Here is an 18,480-nt window from a genome sequence, read left to right on the forward strand (position 1 = left end):
ACCACTATGTTTGTGCATTATGGCAAAGAAAAAGAAGCTCTGTTACGAGCTTCCTAAAGAATGAACGCTAAATCGACTGTGAATAGTAACACCAAACTAACTTTTTACAGAATTATATTCTGTACATTACTTGTTTTTTAGGGCAGGGTTTTGTATAATTGGAGGGCATGGTATTCTGGAGCCGGTACTTGTTAACACTGGTTTGAGAAATGCATAGACAAGAACAGAAAAGAGGGTATTTCCTGATGTTTAGATTTATCTGTATTGTGATCTTCCTGGTTACATTTTTGATTCTTTCCATTCCGATCTTCTTCGTGGAATGGGTGATCGGCAAATTCAACCGTGAAAAAAGGGACTATAGCTCTCTGCGGCTCGTGCAGTGGGCATTTAAAGTTATCTTAAAAATGACGAGCGTCCGCACCACCGTCATCGGCGAGGAGAATGTTCCCGATGAACCTGTGCTTTTCATCGGAAACCACCGTAGTTTTTTTGACATTCTGCTGACCTACTCCCGCTGTAAAAGGCTGACCGGATACGTTGCCAAGAAAGAGATGGAGCACATCCCGCTGCTTTCTACATGGATGCGCTATCTGTATTGCCTCTTTCTGGACCGCGAAAATCCAAAAGAGGGGTTAAAGACCATTCTACAGGCGATCGACTACATAAAAAAGGGGATTTCGATCTGTATCTTCCCGGAGGGAACGCGCAATAATGGGGAAGAACTAAGTATGCTCCCGTTTAAAGACGGTGCTTTTAAGATCGCTACGAAAACAAACTGTGCTATTGTACCAGTTTCCATGAATAATACATGTGCCATCTTCGAAAAACAATTTCCCAGGATTCGCAAAGTCCATGTCGTGATCGAATACGGAAAGCCAATTTATCCCGATCAGTTGGAAAAGGAAGATAAAAAACATATTGGGAATTACGTACAGAATATTATACAGAAAACGATTATTAAAAATGCTGAGATCGTGTCATAATCGATTGTATGAAATTAGAGGTGCTGTCGTCAACAGCACCTCTTTATTTTCAGGGGACTTCAGAGGGGTCTGACCCTTTTGCAGAGGGGTCTGACCCTTTTGCAAAGGGGTCAGACCCCTCTGCGGATTTTTTCGAAATAGGCAAACATTCCTTCTGCTATGACCGGGTCTATCACCGGCAGTCCCGTTGCTTCTTCCAGCTCTTTTGCTACGCCTATTGTGCCAAGACCTGTGCACGCCAGCGCTATAACCTGAGCGCCCTGCTCTTTCAGTTCTATTCCTTTTTTGATGGTATTCTCCCGTCCTTCCGACGTCATCAGATCCAGCGTGCTGTCGACTCCGTCCGGCTTACCGAGTATCATCTTTCCGGCCAGCATCCTCTCATAAGCCTGCGGTGCATAGTCGGTGATGCCCAGCACGCCTACTTTATCTCCATATTTTAACGCCAGGGCCACCGTAGTCTCACCTCCGCCGGTAACCGGGATTCCCGGGAGCGCCTCTCTGATCTCTTCAACGCCCGGATCGTCTGCACAGCTGACGATAAACATATCCACGTCCGTAAATGTTTTCGCTGTCTCTACGATTTTGGGAATGGCCAGTTCACATAATTCGTCGCTATGTATTCCTTCATATTGATCGGGAATGCATTTTGTTTCCACTTCAATACCGGGGAAATTTTCCATGATTACTTTACCGTGTGCCTGCAGCACGTCCTGGTCTTCTGTCGTCAATACGCGTATTAATCCTACCTTAAACGTTCCCATGCTTCTTCCTCCTCAAAAAGCGGGCGTGCATCAGACCGGTTCTTTCCGCCTTCCGCGCGCCCGCCAGACTTATCTTTCCCGCAGCTTTTCTTAAAGCGTGTCTGTAAATACGCCCTCTTTTATCACCAGAACATCATCCAGATAAAGGGTGGGCTTTAATATAATCCCATCCATATGGCACTCTGCCTTATTTATTCCCCCGAATGAGGTGTTTGTTCCAAATGCGATATGAACCGTTCCGTATACCTTTTCGTCTTCCAGAATGATGCCATTCAATATGGCTGCCTCGTTGGTTCCGATCCCCAGTTCGCAGAGAGTTCCGTTGGTTTCATTTTTGAGCAGTACCTCCAGATTCTCACTTTTCTCCCCTGTAACAGACCGCAGTTTTCCGGCCGTGATTACCATATGAAGCGGGGCATCCAGCCTGCCAATGCCAACCATGGAACCGTCAATTATCATTTCTCCGTCAGAACCGTCCTCCAGCGGTGCAATATACGCCTCACCTGATGGTAGATTCCCGCATTTTCCAGGCGCTTTGTAGACGCCGGGGCTTGGTACTCCATTACGCCCTTTCAATGAAATTGTCAGTACCTTCCCGTCTTTTTCTATCCGGGCCGTGTCAGCACTGGTCAGCATTGCAGTGATCTTATCCGTCAGTTTTTCAACCTTCGCATAATCTGCAGTCATCGCGCCCTGGCTGAACATCTCCTTTGTGATACCAGGCATCGTGGCGATTCTCGTACCCGCTGCTGCCGCCTGAATCCGGGCGTTGGTGTGCGTCAGTGATTTCGCCGTCGGTGCAATTACGATATCGGCGCCTTTCATTGCTTCCGCTACTGCTTTGGGCGGCTCCTCCCCGCTTAGTTCCCTCTCCTTCATGACCAGCATCATGCCCTCGCATCCCAGATTCTTGGATGCCTCGTAAAGCGCTTCCCCGATTTCTCTCCGGCTGTCATCCGTCACGATTAAAACAGCCTCCCCGGCTTTTGCATCCAGACAAGATATCAGGACGCCCTCCGCTATTTTTACTAATTCACTCATCTTTTCCCCTTCTCCCTGTCATCTGATTTATTCTGCAGCATCGGTCAGTTCAGATACCACGCGTGCCAGGAGTGTCCTGGGCAGAACCACCATCTTTTTTGTCTTCCTGGCAAACATCTCTTTCATTTCCTGAGTATACCCGATACAGTCCAGAACTATGAGATCAGCATCCATATCTTTTACTTCATCGGCAGCCTTTTCCAAAGTCTCCCAATCGCCGTACGGCGAAGCCGCTACGGCTTTCACTTCTTTCACATAGTGTCTCCACTTTTCCTCCGTCTGCTCAATCTGGAGCGGAGACGGCGTCATACAGATGATACTGGATTTTTTGCTCATCAGAGGAACAAGCCTGTCCAGAACCTCGCACGGATAAATCACAGGTATACTCTTTGTTGTAAGAGTCTCCGGGAAACTGCCGGTGCAGAACATCATAATCAGGCGGCAGCCCTCTTCCTCCATCCTATTCATCGCCTCCTGAAGCCTCGGGAGAATATGGCGTTCTGCAAACGTCACGGAGCTCCCGTCTTTCAGCCGGGACACCAGTACATAGTCTCCCTCCCCGGGAGCAAACTCAGCAATATCTTCCTTTGTAAGGCCATCCAGTCCGCCAGCCTGTATCAGCTCAGTTTTTCCGCCAAATATATCCATGATATCGACAGTCACATCCACCCTGGGAGCCTGTCCTATCGTAACCGCACCTATCTTCATCCAGTGCACCTCCTGCGTTATATAATTACTTCGTATCTAAATTTTAAGAATATTCTGAAAACCGACTGCAAAGGGGTCAGACCCCTTTTTACTCTTCTCCCAGTGTCTGCAGATGTTTCATCGGACCATATAGCTTTTGGATCCGTGCATACTCTTCCTCGTCATAGAACTTACACTGTCCGCGGCCAAATGCCTTTGCCGCCTCCAGCATGAATCTCGCCGCTTCTTCTACGTCTGACGCATGGCTTGCCCCGGTTGCGCATCCCGGCACCATGGTCTCCGCGGTGATTGCCACTCCTACTACAGGAGCATTGGTTGCAGTACATGGCTGGAGTACGCTGTTCAGGTGGTGCAGGTCATTGCCGTAAGGCGTGATGTCCTGGGTTGCCAGCGGAAATACATATGGGAGCCTGCCGGTTGTGATCTGCATCAGATCCAGCAGATCCTCGGATGTGCGGAGGATATACCCTTCTTTTACGGTCGGTGAGATTGCAAATCCCCTAGTATTGATCACGCGGTTGCCTTTTGTTGTGTCTACTGACAGGATGGCATCCAGTTCATCGGATACTTCTTCTCTGTTTACCTGGGACATCTCAACCGGTGAACCCATAAAGGGCACGGGATCGTGCGGCGCAGTCGGCGCGTTCGGACAGATATGTGTGGAAATAAATACATCCCCGTCCAGCACATCCCCTTTATTCTGCATATCCAGAAGTTTTGCCGCAAGGGCAACTGCTGCAAGGGCGCCGTCTCCATCCGATACAAAACCGATACGCTCCGGACGCGCTCCAATCCCGCCCAGCCGGCCAAGAAGACCAATGGTCGGCGCACTGCCGCCCTTTATCTTGCCATTGCTTCCCGGGATTCTGACCTTCAGCATATCCGTAGTCCCCTTGGGTCCCTTCAGCTCATATACGGTGATGTCCGCATCAGGCTGTATTGTGCGCAGATACTCCTCAACCTTCTTCCCCGTCACATAAGCACTGTCCAGTACCTCGTACGCATCGATAATCTGTTTCATTAACATAAATTCGTCCTCCTTATAATATGAATTTTTACTTCTCTGCCGCTATGCTACTCCAGATATGATACCAGGTTTTTCCCAATCACTTTTTCCGTTTCCCGCAGAAGTTCCGGCTCAAACATCGTAGGCGCGAGCTTCAGATTCTCCCGGTTAGCCGCAATCACATAAACGTCCAGACCGGTTTCCATCATGGCCGTTGTCACCGGCTCGCCGCTTACGGCATTGATCGTCATAATAAGATCCGGGAAGGTCGCCAGACGTTCCCCGTCTTTCTCCGCCGTCGCGTATTCATTCCAGAAAGTCAGTTCACATCCATCCACCGAGGCATACCCCACGTCAAATCCTCCCGTGGTTTCTATTGAAAATGCATCTACCTTTCCCTTTGCCAGAATCCTTCCGCCCAAAAATCCGCACACACTTTCCACAGCTGCCTCCACCGAATGCTCCAGGCCCTTCAAAAATGCTTTTCCTGTCTCAATCGCATGGCTGACGCCGCCCAGCGCACAGTTTTCCCTGGCATAGGACGCCTTCACCGGATTCCTCGCCACGGCCACCAGTCCGCCGGCCTCAATGGACGCCATACGCACCAGCCGGGACGTATGCTCAATCGTCCCTTCAAAATAACATTCCACGCGGCTGCCCGCCTCCGGATTGCCGCCCGCACATGCCTGTACGGTCCGATAGTCCGCCTGCTTGTGCAGATTCATACTTCCCATCACGCCAGTAGGATGGGCACGTCCATTGCAGGGGGCATCGATCACAGGGATCCCCAGTACCGCGGCCTGAAGCCAGCCATTCACAGTCGCCTCTCCTCCCTGTTCATTTGTGATAATGCCGCCGATCGTAAAGTCACAATTCTTCTTTAAAATCTCCACCGTGCGGACCAGATCCTTTGCGGCCATATACTGCTCCGCAGCATTGGGCGCTCCCACAAGAGAAGCCGTCAGCAGTACAGCATCCTCATCCACAGCCTCAATGGGAAGCAGGCGCAGATCATCGTAATCCACCGCAATCTCTGCGAACTTCCTCCCCTTTTTCGCGTCTCCGCCGCCCCCGCCGCCTAAAATCGTCCCGCCGGCAAGCGCTGCGTCCAAAAGTTCTTTTGTCAAACGAATTCCTTTTTTATCCATTCCCGCTGCTCCTTCATAAGATATAAGCCAATGCATACATCTCCTACATTGGCTCTTTCTATCAGTATAGCACGTCAAACCGCTAAAGTCCTTATTCACCAGTACCGAATCTGCGCCGATCTTTTGTGCACAGTGCACAATCACATGTATTCTTTCACCCTGCAGGCAAACCCCAGTTCCTCCAGCTGCCCGGCATCACTCAGGTCACACCCCAGAACTTCTTCGATCTGGTTCAGACGGTAAGACATCGTATTCCGGTGAAGATACAGCCTTTCCGCAGCTGTTTTGCGGGAGCCGCGGCACGCAGAAAGCATCTCCAGCGTCTCCGCCAGATGACTCTCATGTTCCCGGTCATAGATCTCCAGGGCCGCCAGCTTTTCCTGCACGAATGCCCGCACTTCACGCTGTTGTGCCATATGCATCACAATCTGCTCATATCTCAGCTTTTCCATCCAGAGGACATTTCCGGACAGCCCCTTTTTTTCCCGGATACGGAAAACATCTTTTACATCCTTATAAACCGCCCCCAGTTCCAGATAATCGTAGAACTGCTGCGATATCCCGGCTGCCACACGGTACTTCAACATGCTGCAGATCTTTTCAACCATCGTCGAACAGAGGCTGTCCGCCTTTTCCTCCTCCACATCCTTCATAATACAGATGTACTGGTACTGGCGCACAATACCGGCCCCCCAGATCCCCGCCTGCTCCATAGCCCCTTTCATCATCTGGTAAATGCTCTCCATATCTTTTTCCTGAGCCTCCGCCATACGTGGATTCTGCTCTGCCTGAATCAAGATCATACGCAGCGGCGGGAACGGCCAGCTCAGAGAATTCACCCTCTGCTCCGCTTCCTCCGCCTGTGTGATCTTACCGGTCTGCAGATCCAGAAATAACTTCCCGTTCATCTCCATCTGGCTGTAAGTGCCAATCCGGTACCTGCTGGACATCTCGAGCTGATTTCTCGCCTCCACGATCGCCGTCATAACCGGATACACAACCTCAATAAACCCGACGTCATTATTCAGAAAAAAAAGCGGGATCTCACACTCATCAGCCAGAGCCAGCGCTTCTTTGGGAAATTCATCGAAAAACCGCGTCTTGATCGCCAGCGCCGACGCGTTCACCTCCCGCAGATCCCGGATCAGATTCAGCAGCGCCTTTTTGTCGTTGCGGATCGCATACCCCGTCGTAATCACCAGGAGATTCTCCCTGAGCCAGGGTTTAATATCCGGCTGTTCCATCATATCGTAAAACTCCACAATCCTGTCCAGCCCACCTCTGCCTGCGACAAGTGCAGCAAATCTGTCCTTCCATAATTCTTCTATATCACGCACTCTGATCTTCATCTTGACTCCTTTTATAAGCTCCCATACACCAGTCCGTTTCCCAGCCATAGGGCGTATTTAAAAATACGTTGCAGCAATACGCCGCCTCACTTCACATTCCAGTACATCGTATCATCATTAACTGCAGCATAAGCCGCCCTAAATTTCTGAGAGTACTTGTCTACAGTGCAGTGATTAAAAACAGCAGCGGCAGTGTTGCCATACAGAGCAGCGTGGTAACCACCACAGCCTCGGAAGCGTAATCTTCATTCAAATGGTACTGCCTCGCAAGCATACTGGAAGACGTCATCGTCGGCGCGCCGGTGATCAGCATCAGCATAAGACTCTCCGTCTGCGGCAGAAAATGGGATGCAATGGCATACACGGCCGCCGGTACCGCCACAAGCTTGCATGCAGCCAGAAGCAGCACCGACTTATAGCGCAGGATACCGCCAAATTCCATAAACCCAATACTGCATCCCAGATATATCAGCCCCCAGCTGTAACTCGTCTCTCCCACAGCAGTCACGACATCCATAACCAGCGCCGGCACCGGGACAGCAAATGTGGTCAGCGCCATCCCTATCAATATAGAAATAAAAATAGGAGTGCTGACAACCCTCTTCCAGAGATTTTCCTGTTTCCCGCTGCGGCCAAGAAACAAAAGCAGGCCCAGTGTCCATACTACTGTCGTATCTACGACCGAACAGATCGGAATATACTTGTCCCCTCCCGTCTCCGCAAACAACGCCATAATCAGCGGAATCACCAAAAACCCAAAATTACCGCCCACCATACAGCCGCAGAAAACATTTCTGACGGATTCCGGCAGCTTAAAAATCCGGCTCACCAGAAATCCCGTTAAGGCCAGCAGTAAATATGCCCCCATCTGCCACAGCACGATCCGGCCATAGTGAAACAAAGTAAATACTGTAGTGTGATTCTCCCAGATCAATGAGATCACCAGCGCCGGCAGCACGATCTTAATTAAAAAACCCGAAATAGAAGTCAGCGCTTCCTTTTTCACAACCCCCAGCCTGGATGCCAGAAACCCGATCAGAACCAGGAGCAGAAAGCCGCCCATCTTGGGAAGGACTATCCAGAAATACTCCATAGCAGCACAACTCTCTTTCCTTTTAAATATGTAAAAACCCTCTTTAGAATTCACTTTACTACATTCCACAGCCCGCTTCAATGAAAAAAGCTTACTTTTCTTTTACTTTTTTTTCACATGTGGTATACTAAATGCTGGTAGCATGCCCCATAAGGCCTGCTAAATATTTATTTAAGGTATTTATTATTAAGGAGATTAATATGAGTGCTCAGAATCTTACATTGCTGACAGACCTGTACGAACTAACCATGATGCAGGGATATTTTGAAACTCAGGAAAATGAAACCGTTGTGTTCGATGTGTTCTTCCGGGACAATCCCAATAAAGGCGGATATTCCATTATGGCAGGACTCGAACAGGTTATAGACTATATCAAGAATCTGCATTTTTCTTACGAAGACGTGGATTACCTGAGAGGTCTCGGAATATTCACCGAGAACTTTCTGAATTATCTGAGCGGGTTCCATTTCAGCGGAAGTATTTACGCAATTCCGGAGGGTTCGGTTATTTTTCCAAAAGAACCACTGGTTAAAGTAATCGCGCCCATTATGGAGGCCCAGCTTGTTGAAACTGCCATATTAAATATAATCAACCATCAGAGCCTGATCGCAACAAAGACCTCCCGCGTCGTATTTGCAGCACAGGGCGACGGAATTATGGAATTTGGGCTGAGACGCGCCCAGGGCCCCGATGCGGGACTCTACGGTGCAAGAGCGGCCATGATCGGCGGCTGCGTGGGCACATCCAACGTACTGGCCGGCAAACTATTTGACGTGCCTATCATGGGTACCCACGCCCACAGCTGGATCATGAGCTTCAAAGACGAATACACAGCATTTAAAGAATACGCAAAGCTATACCCCAACGCATGCACGCTTCTGGTGGACACATACGATACGCTCAAATCCGGTGTTCCCAATGCCATCCGGGTATTCCGGGAGCTGCGCGAGGAGGGAATCCGCCCCAGATCCTACGGCATCCGCCTGGACAGCGGGGACCTTGCCTACTTATCCAAGGAGGCCCGCAAGATGCTGGATGCCGCCGGTTTCACCGATGCAGTAATCGCGGCATCCAATGACCTGGACGAGCTGCTGATCCACGACCTGAAGATGCAGGGTGCGGCCATCACCTCCTGGGGAGTGGGTACGAACCTGATCACCTCCAAGGACTGCCCTTCTTTCGGCGGAGTATATAAGCTTGCCGCAATTCAGAATGCAGAAGGCGAGTTCGTACCCAAGATCAAGATTTCAGAGAATACGGAGAAAATCACTAATCCAGGCAACAAAACAATCTTCCGTGTATATGATAAAGAGACGGGCAAAATCCGTGCCGATCTGATCTGTTTTGCCGATGAGACATACGACACATCGGAAGAACTTTTATTATTTGACCCCAATGCAACCTGGAAGAAAACAAGGCTTCCCGGAGGCAGCTACACCATGAGAGAGATCTTAAAGCCTGTATTCATCCACGGTGAGTGCGTATACAATTCACCATCGGTTATGGAGATCGCCCAGTACTGCCGTCAGGAAAAAGACACGCTCTGGGACGAGACAAAGCGGCTTTTCTATCCCCACCGCGTATATGTGGATTTATCCCAGAAGCTCTACGACACGAAATCACGCCTGCTGAACGACCTGAGCAGATAACGCAACGCTTTGCTCGCTAGTATAAACTCAATGAAGATAGGAGATTTAAGAAATGAAGATTATCGTATTAGCCGGAGGACTCAGCACAGAACGCGACGTATCCCTTTCCTCCAGTGCAGGCATCTGCAGAACCCTGCTTGAAAAGGGACACGATGCTTTTCTGCTGGATGTTTTCCTCGGTTTCCCCTACGATCCCGAACACCTGGAAGAGGTATTTACCCTTCCTGACCACGGCCTTGGGATCGTCAAAAACATCGATACCACCGAACCGGACATCGAGGCGGTCAAAGCCTCCCGCCCGGATCAGCCGGACTGTTTTCTCGGTCCCAACGTCATCGAACTATGCCGCATGGCAGACATCACGTTCCTTGGGCTGCACGGCGGAGAGGGGGAGAACGGAAAGCTGCAGGCTACCTTTGACCTGCTTGGAATCAGATACACCGGTCCGGACTCTCTCGGCTGCGCTGTAGCAATGGACAAAGGATTTACCAAACAGGTCTTCCTGCAGACGGGCATTGACACGCCGGCCGGAGCCTGCATTCATAAAAAAGCGTCAGAAAAATCGCTCGATGCTCTTGGACTCACACTCCCCGTAGTTGTAAAACCGTGCTCCGGCGGATCCAGCATCGGGGTATACATCGTAAACACAGAGAGCGAGTACGAAGAGGCGCTCAGCAGTTCTTTTCGCTACGAAGACGAGGTGGTTGTCGAAAAATATATCAAAGGAAGGGAGTTTGCCTGCGGTATCATAGACGGCAAGGCTCTCCCGCCCATTGAAATCATTCCAAAGACCGGGTTCTTCGATTATGCCAACAAGTACCAGGATGGCGCCACAGAGGAAGTCTGCCCCGCCGATATTGACAAAGCTACTGCAAACCGGATGATGGAACTCACTGTTAAAGCCTACCGTTCCCTGAAGCTGAATGTATACAGCCGCGCAGACTTTCTTCTGGACAGCAGTGGAAATCTCTACTGCCTTGAGGTAAACACCCTGCCCGGCATGACAGCTGCCAGTCTTCTGCCAAAGGAGGCAGCAGCGGCAGGCATAGAGTACGGAGATTTGTGCGAACTGATTATCCAAAAATCCCTGGAAGCCAGATACCAGTAAAGGACGGTACGAACGATGAAAAATATGACATTGAAGGAAATTGCCGTTGCATGCGGCGGAATCTATTACGGAGACGAGGAAAGCTATTACAAACAGGTCACATCCGTTACCATTGACAGCCGCAGGATCCAAAAAGACTGTCTGTTCATTGCGCTTCGCGGCGCCCGTGTGGACGGCCATATGTTCATCCCCCAGTCCATTCAGGACGGAGCGCTGTGCGCCGTTTCAGAAAAAAGAATCGAGAGCGCATCCTACCCCTATATCATGGTAAATTCCTGCGCGCAGGCCCTGAAGGATATTGCAGAGCACTACCGCCGCTCCCTCCGCCTGAAAGTGGTGGGTATCTCCGGCAGTGTGGGCAAGACAAGTACAAAAGAGATGATTGCCTCCGTACTGGCACAAAAATACAGCGTCCTGAAAACCGAGGGCAATTTCAACAATGAGATCGGACTGCCTCTCACAATCTTTAACATCCGGGAAGAACATGAGACGGCCGTTCTGGAAATGGGCATCAGCGATTTTGGCGAGATGGAACGTCTTGCAAAAATCGCGCGCCCGGATGTCTGCGTCCTGACCAATATCGGCTGTGCCCACCTGGAGCAGCTGAAGTCCCGGGAAGGCATATTAAAAGCCAAAACGGAAATGTTTTTCTATATGAATCCGGAAGGGGATATTATACTCAATGGGGACGATGATATGCTGGCATCCGTTAAGCCTGCCAACCATATTGAGCCTGTTTTCTTTGGCCTGGACCCGGATTTGGCATACTATGCAGACGAGATAGAGAACCTGGGATTAAAGGGTACGGCTGCACGCTTCCACACGCCTGATTCCGAATTCCGCGCACATATTTCTATCCCCGGGGCGCATATGGTATATAATGCACTGGCCGCCATTGCCGTCGGACGGGTTATGGGCATGAATGATGAGGAAATCCGGCAGGGAATCGAATCCCTGGCGCCTTTGGCCGGGCGGAACCATCTGATTGAGACAGAGAATCTAACAATCATCGATGACTGTTACAATGCCAACCCGGCCTCCATGAAGGCTTCCCTGGATGTCCTGAGTAAAGCTGGCGGACGCACCGTCGCGATCCTTGGCGATATGTTTGAGCTTGGCCCTAAAGAACATGAGATGCACCGTGAGACGGGAGCATTCGCCGCAGATGCCGGCATAGACGAGCTGATCTGCATTGGCTCCCTTGCAGAGGACATCGCCCGCGGAGCAATAGGAGTAAATCCGGAAATGCACGTGCATTATTATGAAACAAAGGCCGAATTTCTGGAAAATATAGATCCCCTGATAAACACAAACGATACAATTCTGGTAAAAGCCTCCCATGCAATGGAGTTTCCGGAGATTGTCGACGTATTAAAAAAGAGGTAAAGATGGAATATCAAATGCTCGTGCTGGATCTGGACGGCACATTGACTAATTCCAGAAAAGAAATTACGGACTCCACAAGAAACGCCCTGATCGAAATCCAAAGAGAGGGAAAAAAGGTGGTTCTGGCCAGTGGACGTCCCATATTCGGAGTCCTTCCGCTGGCAAAGAAACTGTATCTGGATCGGTTCGGCAGTTATATACTTTCCTTTAATGGGGCACGCATCACCCGATGCTCCGACGGAACTGATATTTACAACAAAACGCTCCCTCCGGAAATTATACCTGTTGTCTATGATATTGCGGCTTCATTTCCAGGTGTGGACCTTTTGTCGTATAACGACAGCCATATACTGTCCGGAATCGCAGTCAACAAGTACACAAAGCAGGAATCCTTTCTTAACAAAATGCCCGTGGCAGAGATCCCTGATTTTGTCGAACACCTGAATTTCCCGGTTAATAAGCTGTTGGCTGCCGGGGACCCTGACATCATGGAAAAGATGATGGAAGTTCTGAAAAAGCGTTTTCACACGTTCCTTAACATATACCGTTCCGAGCCCTTCTTTCTGGAGATTATGCCCAAGAAGATCGACAAGGCCTATTCCCTGCAGAAGCTGCTGAACAGCATCGGATTGACTGCAGACCAGATGATCTGCTGCGGGGACGGTTATAACGATGTATCCATGATTGAATATGCCGGTCTTGGCGTAGCCATGGAAAATGCCCAGAGTGTCGTAAAGGATACCGCCGACTTTATTACCCGCTCCAACGATGATGACGGGATCCTTCATGTAATAGAAAAATTTATGAAAGAAAAATGAGGCCGATCAAATGGAATTACAAACATTTTATGAAAATATTGGCGCCGATTATCAAGTCGTTTTACAGAGACTGCGCAGAGAATCTCTGATCGATAAATACCTGCATCTTCTTCTGAAAGATCCGGTTTTTGAAACTCTGCAGCATGCAGTGGAATCCAACGATCATGAAGAGATATTCCGAGCTGCTCATACCATCAAAGGAATGGCGCTTAACCTGGAACTGCCCCCTCTTACGGCCGCATCCTCTTCTTTGACAGAGTACCTGAGGACCTTGTCCCCCGGGGAGGCGGACAGCTCAGTGGTAAAAGAGAAATATGCGGATATCGTGAAGGAATATGAAACTGTCCGGGATCTGCTGGCCAGGTTCTGATAAGCCTAAGGAGCAAGTGAATGACAAGCACAGAACAAAAGAAAACCATTTTAATCGTAGATGATGCGGAACTGAACCGGGCCGTCCTGTCTGATATACTGCAGGAGGATTACAATATCATTGAGGCAGCAGATGGGACAGAGGCGATTGAGATTCTGAAAAAGAATGACGCTTCCATTTCCCTGATTCTGCTCGATATTTTAATGCCAAAAATGTCAGGATTTGATGTCCTGACCATCATGCAGAAGAACCACTGGCACGAGACGATCCCTGTAGTCATTATTTCATCGGAAAGTTCCAGGGAATATATTGAAAAGGGTTACGAATACGGTGTTGTGGATTATATCAGCCGCCCCTTTGACTCGAATATCGTCCTTCAGCGTGTAAAAAATACCATCATCCTTTACTCGAAACAAAAGGAGCTGGAAGGTCTCGTAAAGGAGCAGGTGATTGAGAAAGAGAGCAACAACGCCCTTATGATCAATATCCTCAGTACAATCGTCGAATTCCGTAACGGGGAATCCGGGCTCCACGTCATCCGCATACGCATTATAACCGAGATACTTCTGGAAGCGCTGCGGAAACGTTATCCAGAGTATGCGATGGATGAATCCCATATTGCGCTGATCTCCAACGCAGCCGCACTGCACGATATCGGTAAAATCGAGATTCCGGAAGAGATCCTGAATAAACCCGGCAAACTCACTGCTGAAGAGTTCGAAGTCATGAAAACCCACTCCGCACGCGGAGAGCAGATGCTCAATGAACTGCGTTTTGGCAGCAATGAGGAACTGGTAAAATATGCAAGGCAGATCTGCCGCTGGCATCACGAACGCTGGGACGGTAATGGATACCCTGACCACCTGAAAGGGGATGCGATTCCGATCGCTGCACAGATTGTTTCCCTCGCGGATGTCTATGATGCACTGGTGAGCGAACGTGTATACAAACCTCCCTATACTCATAAACAGGCCATGCAGATGATCCTGAACGGAGAATGCGGCATGTTTAACAGCAAGCTGATTGACTGCCTCAAAGCGGTCGATACCTATCTGGAGCATGCAGTCAGCCTTCGAAGCCAGGATCCCGTACACGTGTTCAATATCAACCAGCTCTCAAAGGAACTATTTCAGAAAAAGGGTGTCAAGCTGTCCGACCGCACGCTGTTTCTCCTGGAACAGGAGCGGACCAAATATCAGTTTATCGCATCCTTATCAGAAGATGTTTTATTCGAATATGATTTCAGTACGGACACGGTCTTGTTCTCAGAGAAGTGTCAGGAAGAATTTAATTTTCCGTCTATCATAACAGATTTTGTCAAAAAGAGCCGGTTATATGGGGTCCTTGCGGAAAATGATTTTCAGGAACTGATGGAACGTATAGAGTCTACCACCCCCTCCTCTCCTGTATTTCAGAAAAGAATGCTGCTGACCACCATTAGCGGGACGCAGGAATGGTATGAATTCATGGGCCGGACGCTTTGGGCTGATAATGAAGGGAATGAAGAGCTGTACAGCTGTGTCGGAAGGATAGCGCTGTCCCGGAACGGAAAAGAACGGCAGGTGCAGGAGCTCCCCCACCGGGACGCTCTGACAAATCTGTACACACAGACAACTGCGCAGAAAATTATAACACAGAACATAACCAATAATCCGCATACAACCGGCCTCATGATCATGTTTGACCTGGATAACTTCAAAAGACTGAACGAGAAAAACGGGCACTTATTCGGGGATCAGATCTTAAAGCATATCGCCCGTCTTTCCGAAAACAATATCCGTAAAATGGATATCTGCTCACGGATCGGCGGAGACAGGTTCCTGATGTATTTCAGCGAACTCTTTTCAGAAGAATTTGTCCAGCCATACTGCGCCTCTCTTACGAAGGCTCTGACGCAGAAGTATAAAGACTCCGAATACACGGTCAGCATGGGAGCCGCCATGTATCCTCAGGATGGGACTACATACGAAGAACTCTTCCGGCATACCAGGCAGGCCCTGGAGACATCAAAACGCAGAGGGAAAAATTGTTTTACCCGTTATCATGATTCTCTTTCCACACAGGGTTCTTCTCCGGAAGCTGTGCCAGAATAATTGCGGCAAACACCAGGGCACACCCAAACAGCTCTTTCGCAGAAAGTGTTTCCTGTATAATCAGCCAGCCGGTAAGCGCGGCAAATACGGATTCCAGACTTAGTATAAGCGAAGCCACCGTGGGGTCCGTATTTTTTTGTGCAATGATCTGCAGCGTATAAGCAACACCGCAGGAGAGAACCCCCGCATAGAGAAGCGGCAGATATGCATCCAGAATACTCCCCAGAGCCGGCTTCTCGCTGGCAAACATCGGCACCGCGCAGAGAATCCCGCAGATAAAAAACTGTATGCAGGAGAGCTTCACGCCATCCACTTTCGGAGAAAAATAATCAATAATCAAAATATGTAACGAAAAAACAAAAGCGCAGATGATCATCAGAACATCTCCATAAGCTATGGAGAATCCCTCTTTCATACACAAGAAATACATCCCCACAACAGCCAGTCCAACCCCTGCCCAGGTCTTCCCCCCGGCCCGCCGGCCCAGAAAAAGCCCAAGAACAGGTACAATCAAAATATACAGGGCCGTAATAAACCCTGCCTTCCCGGCGCTCGTATACACAAGCCCAATCTGCTGCAGCGAACTCGCCACCGCAAGCGCAAGCCCACAGAACAGGCCCCCGATCCAGAGCGTCTTACCGCTCTTATTCACGGCGTTCCCCTGTCCCCCTGCCTGCTCCGTCTTTTTCTTCCTGCCCATAACCCAGATAACAGGAAGCAGCACAATCCCGCCCAAAAAACACCGCAGAGAGTTAAACGTAAACGGCCCAATATAATCCATCCCCACACTCTGAGCCACAAAAGCGCTCCCCCAGATCAGAGCAGTCAGCACAAGCATCACATTATTCTTAAACTTCTGATTCCTCATCATTCTCATCCTTTTCAACAAAATAATACATGGTAAAGTATAGCACCCCCCACCACATATTACCAGACGGAATTTTGGGGGGCGGCGGGGGAATTCGACTTGATGGGACGCCGCGGGGGATTCGGAGATGGGGGGCGGCGGGGCGGGCGAAGAATGGGTAAGCGCCTAAATAAAATCTCCGGTGAAACAGGGGACGCGCGAACACTCAGAAAAAGCCTTGATGGCTTTTTCCTGCGGGTTCGCTCGATTCCCGAACTTGTGGTTCGGGAATCGGTCCCTGTTTCACCGGAGATTTTATTGAAGGCGCTTATCCCATTCTTCTTGACGCCCCGCCGCCCCCCATCTCCGAATCCCCCGCGGCTGGGTGCATCAAGGCAGAACTGCACGCTGCCAGGGTGGGAATTCCGGACGGGGGCAGCGGATTGAGCTGAACTGGTGCATCACAATATCCCCAGCCAGTTTTAGTGGCTAATTTTTGTAGTTAGTTTTTATAATGGCTTCTGGGGCCAAGACAGCTACGCCTTGCCCCTCCCCGTTCTGACCTCGTCTCCCGCCGGGATGCACCAGCCTGTGTGGATCGGGAGTGAGGGCTTCTCAGGGGACACATCCGGTAATTTCAGGGGCTTAGAATGCGCGTTAGAAACCGTTGCATCAAATCGGAAGCCCCGCATGGGCGGAATTTGCTCTCCAAAGCAAATTCCGAGACGACCTGAGCCGTGAAATTCATCAGAATTTCACGGTGAATGTCGTCGGTTCCATGCGGGGCTTCCGATTTGATGTTACGGTTTCTTCGCAAATGGCGCCCCTGAAATCACCGGATGTGTCCCCTGAGAAGCCCTCACTCCCGATCCACGCAGGCGTCCCCCCCTATAGTAGCAGTTTTTTTAGGGACTGGATGTATTTTTCTATGTTTTCTTCCTGCAGGCAGTAGTATACTTTTCCATCTTTTTTCTGAACGGTTACGAGGCCGCTGCTCATTAGGATGCTCATATGGTGTGAGGTGGTGGACGGGGAAAGATCCAGTGCTTCGGCCAGTTCTAAATTGTATTTGCTGGATTCTTTCAGGGAACACAGGATGTCCAGCTTACTCTTGTCAGCGAGGGATTTTGACTGACGGATAACTTCCTCTTTTATGCTGATCGATGCCGACTCGTTTTTCTCTAATTCTTCATTCAGTATGCCCTCGTAGCAGTGAGAATACAGCACGATCTGAATCATTGGAAATACAAGGGTTGGGTAAACGATGGGATTGTCACCGCATGTGTTGACAAGCTTCAGGAATCCGTTATTCTCATATTTAGCAAGACGTTTTAGCTGCTTTTCCAGTGGCTTTGCAACGCTTGCACGGGCTTTCTCGAATGCGGGCATATTGAGGCGTATGGTCTCAAACAGCTGTGAAAACCAGTAGTCGGGTCTTCGCAGAAGATCCAGCACATACCATTTTTCTTCGCTCTTCAGATCCGCACTGTCCAAAAATTCCAGCATAGACTTTTCATCGGGCAGCTGGGGCATATCTTTTATCTCAGGCAGCTGGGCATGCTCTACCGTATCGGTGATGTAAAATGCGATAAAACTTCTGAGCTTCATGGGATCTAACTGCTCCTCTCCCTCCAGGTACTTCCGGTTCTCTACTGCCATGGTGAGAACCATCATAAATAATTCCTGCGATGCGTTCTGGAAAAAAAAATCCTCGGAAGGCGTCTCTACCTTATACTTTTGAAAAGTTTCTATATATTTTTCCACTGTCTTTAAATGTTTATTATAAAATGTTTCGCCGTCTATCCCATAATCATCCATCGCTTTTATGACATCTGTCTTCCAGTCTCCGCCATGTGCAATGGTAAGAAGCCCCAGTATTTCAAATACCGGATCTAGTTCGTTATAAATCTCGATACTCATAAAATTCCCCCGTTCTTAATTTCATGAATATAGAATAGCATACAAGGAACGCAAAGTGCAAGCTCAGAAGAATAACTGCCAAATACGTTATTAAAAGAAACTTGGCGTTTTAAATGCTTGAATATAGATGATTTTTACCTTATACTGTAGATACAATTAAAATCTATAAATGCATTACACAAATTAATAATTGATAT

The 18,480-nt window shown here is 49.3% G+C and carries 16 protein-coding genes; 7 read left to right on the forward strand and 9 right to left on the reverse strand.

The window, feature by feature from the left end; all coding sequences use genetic code 11:
- Nucleotides 1–245: 245 nt before the first annotated feature.
- Nucleotides 246–983 carry a lysophospholipid acyltransferase family protein gene (locus tag ARB69_RS04325; RefSeq protein WP_050640665.1) on the forward strand — a complete coding sequence of 246 codons (738 nt, stop codon included), beginning with the start codon at nucleotides 246–248 and terminating at the stop codon, nucleotides 981–983.
- A 110-nt stretch (nucleotides 984–1,093) separates the two neighbouring features.
- On the opposite strand, the gene ARB69_RS04330 is transcribed toward ARB69_RS04325, so the two are convergent.
- The 7 genes from ARB69_RS04330 to ARB69_RS04360 form a co-directional block, all read right to left on the reverse strand.
- The gene (locus tag ARB69_RS04330; RefSeq protein ID WP_050640666.1) at nucleotides 1,094–1,747 is read right to left on the reverse strand and encodes an aspartate/glutamate racemase family protein; all 654 of its coding nucleotides are present in this window, start codon (nucleotides 1,745–1,747) and stop codon (nucleotides 1,094–1,096) included.
- A gap of 90 nt (nucleotides 1,748–1,837) precedes the next feature.
- On the reverse strand, nucleotides 1,838–2,788 hold the full coding sequence (locus ARB69_RS04335) for an aminopeptidase (protein ID WP_050640667.1): 951 nt from the start codon (nucleotides 2,786–2,788) through the stop codon (nucleotides 1,838–1,840).
- A gap of 27 nt (nucleotides 2,789–2,815) precedes the next feature.
- Nucleotides 2,816–3,496, reverse strand: coding sequence for an AroM family protein (locus ARB69_RS04340; RefSeq protein WP_050640668.1), 681 nt, complete (start codon nucleotides 3,494–3,496; stop codon nucleotides 2,816–2,818).
- Nucleotides 3,497–3,584: 88 nt separating this feature from the next.
- The gene (locus ARB69_RS04345; protein WP_050640669.1) at nucleotides 3,585–4,523 is read right to left on the reverse strand and encodes a DUF1177 domain-containing protein; all 939 of its coding nucleotides are present in this window, start codon (nucleotides 4,521–4,523) and stop codon (nucleotides 3,585–3,587) included.
- A 47-nt stretch (nucleotides 4,524–4,570) separates the two neighbouring features.
- A complete protein-coding gene (locus ARB69_RS04350) occupies nucleotides 4,571–5,650 on the reverse strand; it encodes a DUF917 domain-containing protein (protein ID WP_055151490.1) in 1,080 nt (359 codons plus the stop codon).
- Between the two features lie 140 nt (nucleotides 5,651–5,790).
- Nucleotides 5,791–6,999 (reverse strand): PucR family transcriptional regulator, encoded by a 1,209-nt coding sequence (locus ARB69_RS04355; RefSeq protein WP_070102333.1) that lies wholly within the window; start codon nucleotides 6,997–6,999, stop codon nucleotides 5,791–5,793.
- 160 nt (nucleotides 7,000–7,159) lie between these two features.
- Entirely contained in the window at nucleotides 7,160–8,092 is a 933-nt protein-coding gene (locus ARB69_RS04360) for an AEC family transporter (RefSeq protein WP_055151351.1), read from the reverse strand.
- Nucleotides 8,093–8,292: 200 nt separating this feature from the next.
- Here ARB69_RS04360 and ARB69_RS04365 point away from each other — a divergent pair, with 200 nt between their 5' ends.
- From ARB69_RS04365 to ARB69_RS04390, 6 genes are read left to right on the forward strand one after another with little or no spacing between them, the layout of a single operon-like run.
- The gene (locus ARB69_RS04365) at nucleotides 8,293–9,741 is read left to right on the forward strand and encodes a nicotinate phosphoribosyltransferase (RefSeq protein WP_050640672.1); all 1,449 of its coding nucleotides are present in this window, start codon (nucleotides 8,293–8,295) and stop codon (nucleotides 9,739–9,741) included.
- A 52-nt stretch (nucleotides 9,742–9,793) separates the two neighbouring features.
- Entirely contained in the window at nucleotides 9,794–10,849 is a 1,056-nt protein-coding gene (locus ARB69_RS04370) for a D-alanine--D-alanine ligase (RefSeq protein WP_055151354.1), read from the forward strand.
- A gap of 15 nt (nucleotides 10,850–10,864) precedes the next feature.
- The gene (locus ARB69_RS04375) at nucleotides 10,865–12,235 is read left to right on the forward strand and encodes a UDP-N-acetylmuramoyl-tripeptide--D-alanyl-D-alanine ligase (protein ID WP_055151357.1); all 1,371 of its coding nucleotides are present in this window, start codon (nucleotides 10,865–10,867) and stop codon (nucleotides 12,233–12,235) included.
- A 2-nt stretch (nucleotides 12,236–12,237) separates the two neighbouring features.
- The gene (locus ARB69_RS04380; RefSeq protein WP_055151359.1) at nucleotides 12,238–13,053 is read left to right on the forward strand and encodes a Cof-type HAD-IIB family hydrolase; all 816 of its coding nucleotides are present in this window, start codon (nucleotides 12,238–12,240) and stop codon (nucleotides 13,051–13,053) included.
- A gap of 10 nt (nucleotides 13,054–13,063) precedes the next feature.
- A complete protein-coding gene (locus ARB69_RS04385; protein ID WP_050640676.1) occupies nucleotides 13,064–13,423 on the forward strand; it encodes an Hpt domain-containing protein in 360 nt (119 codons plus the stop codon).
- Between the two features lie 20 nt (nucleotides 13,424–13,443).
- Nucleotides 13,444–15,516, forward strand: a complete 2,073-nt coding sequence (locus tag ARB69_RS04390) for a diguanylate cyclase (protein ID WP_055151362.1) — start codon at nucleotides 13,444–13,446, stop codon at nucleotides 15,514–15,516.
- On the opposite strand, the gene ARB69_RS04395 is transcribed toward ARB69_RS04390, so the two are convergent.
- Nucleotides 15,455–16,384 (reverse strand): DMT family transporter, encoded by a 930-nt coding sequence (locus ARB69_RS04395; protein ID WP_050640678.1) that lies wholly within the window; start codon nucleotides 16,382–16,384, stop codon nucleotides 15,455–15,457. The genes ARB69_RS04390 and ARB69_RS04395 overlap by 62 nt on opposite strands.
- Nucleotides 16,385–17,251: 867 nt before the next feature.
- Nucleotides 17,252–18,283 carry an ArsR/SmtB family transcription factor gene (locus ARB69_RS04400; RefSeq protein ID WP_050640680.1) on the reverse strand — a complete coding sequence of 344 codons (1,032 nt, stop codon included), beginning with the start codon at nucleotides 18,281–18,283 and terminating at the stop codon, nucleotides 17,252–17,254.
- Nucleotides 18,284–18,480 lie beyond the last annotated feature (197 nt).

Source organism: Faecalicatena contorta, assembly GCF_001404335.1.
In the GTDB taxonomy this organism is placed as follows: Bacteria; Bacillota; Clostridia; order Lachnospirales; family Lachnospiraceae; genus Faecalicatena; species Faecalicatena contortus_B.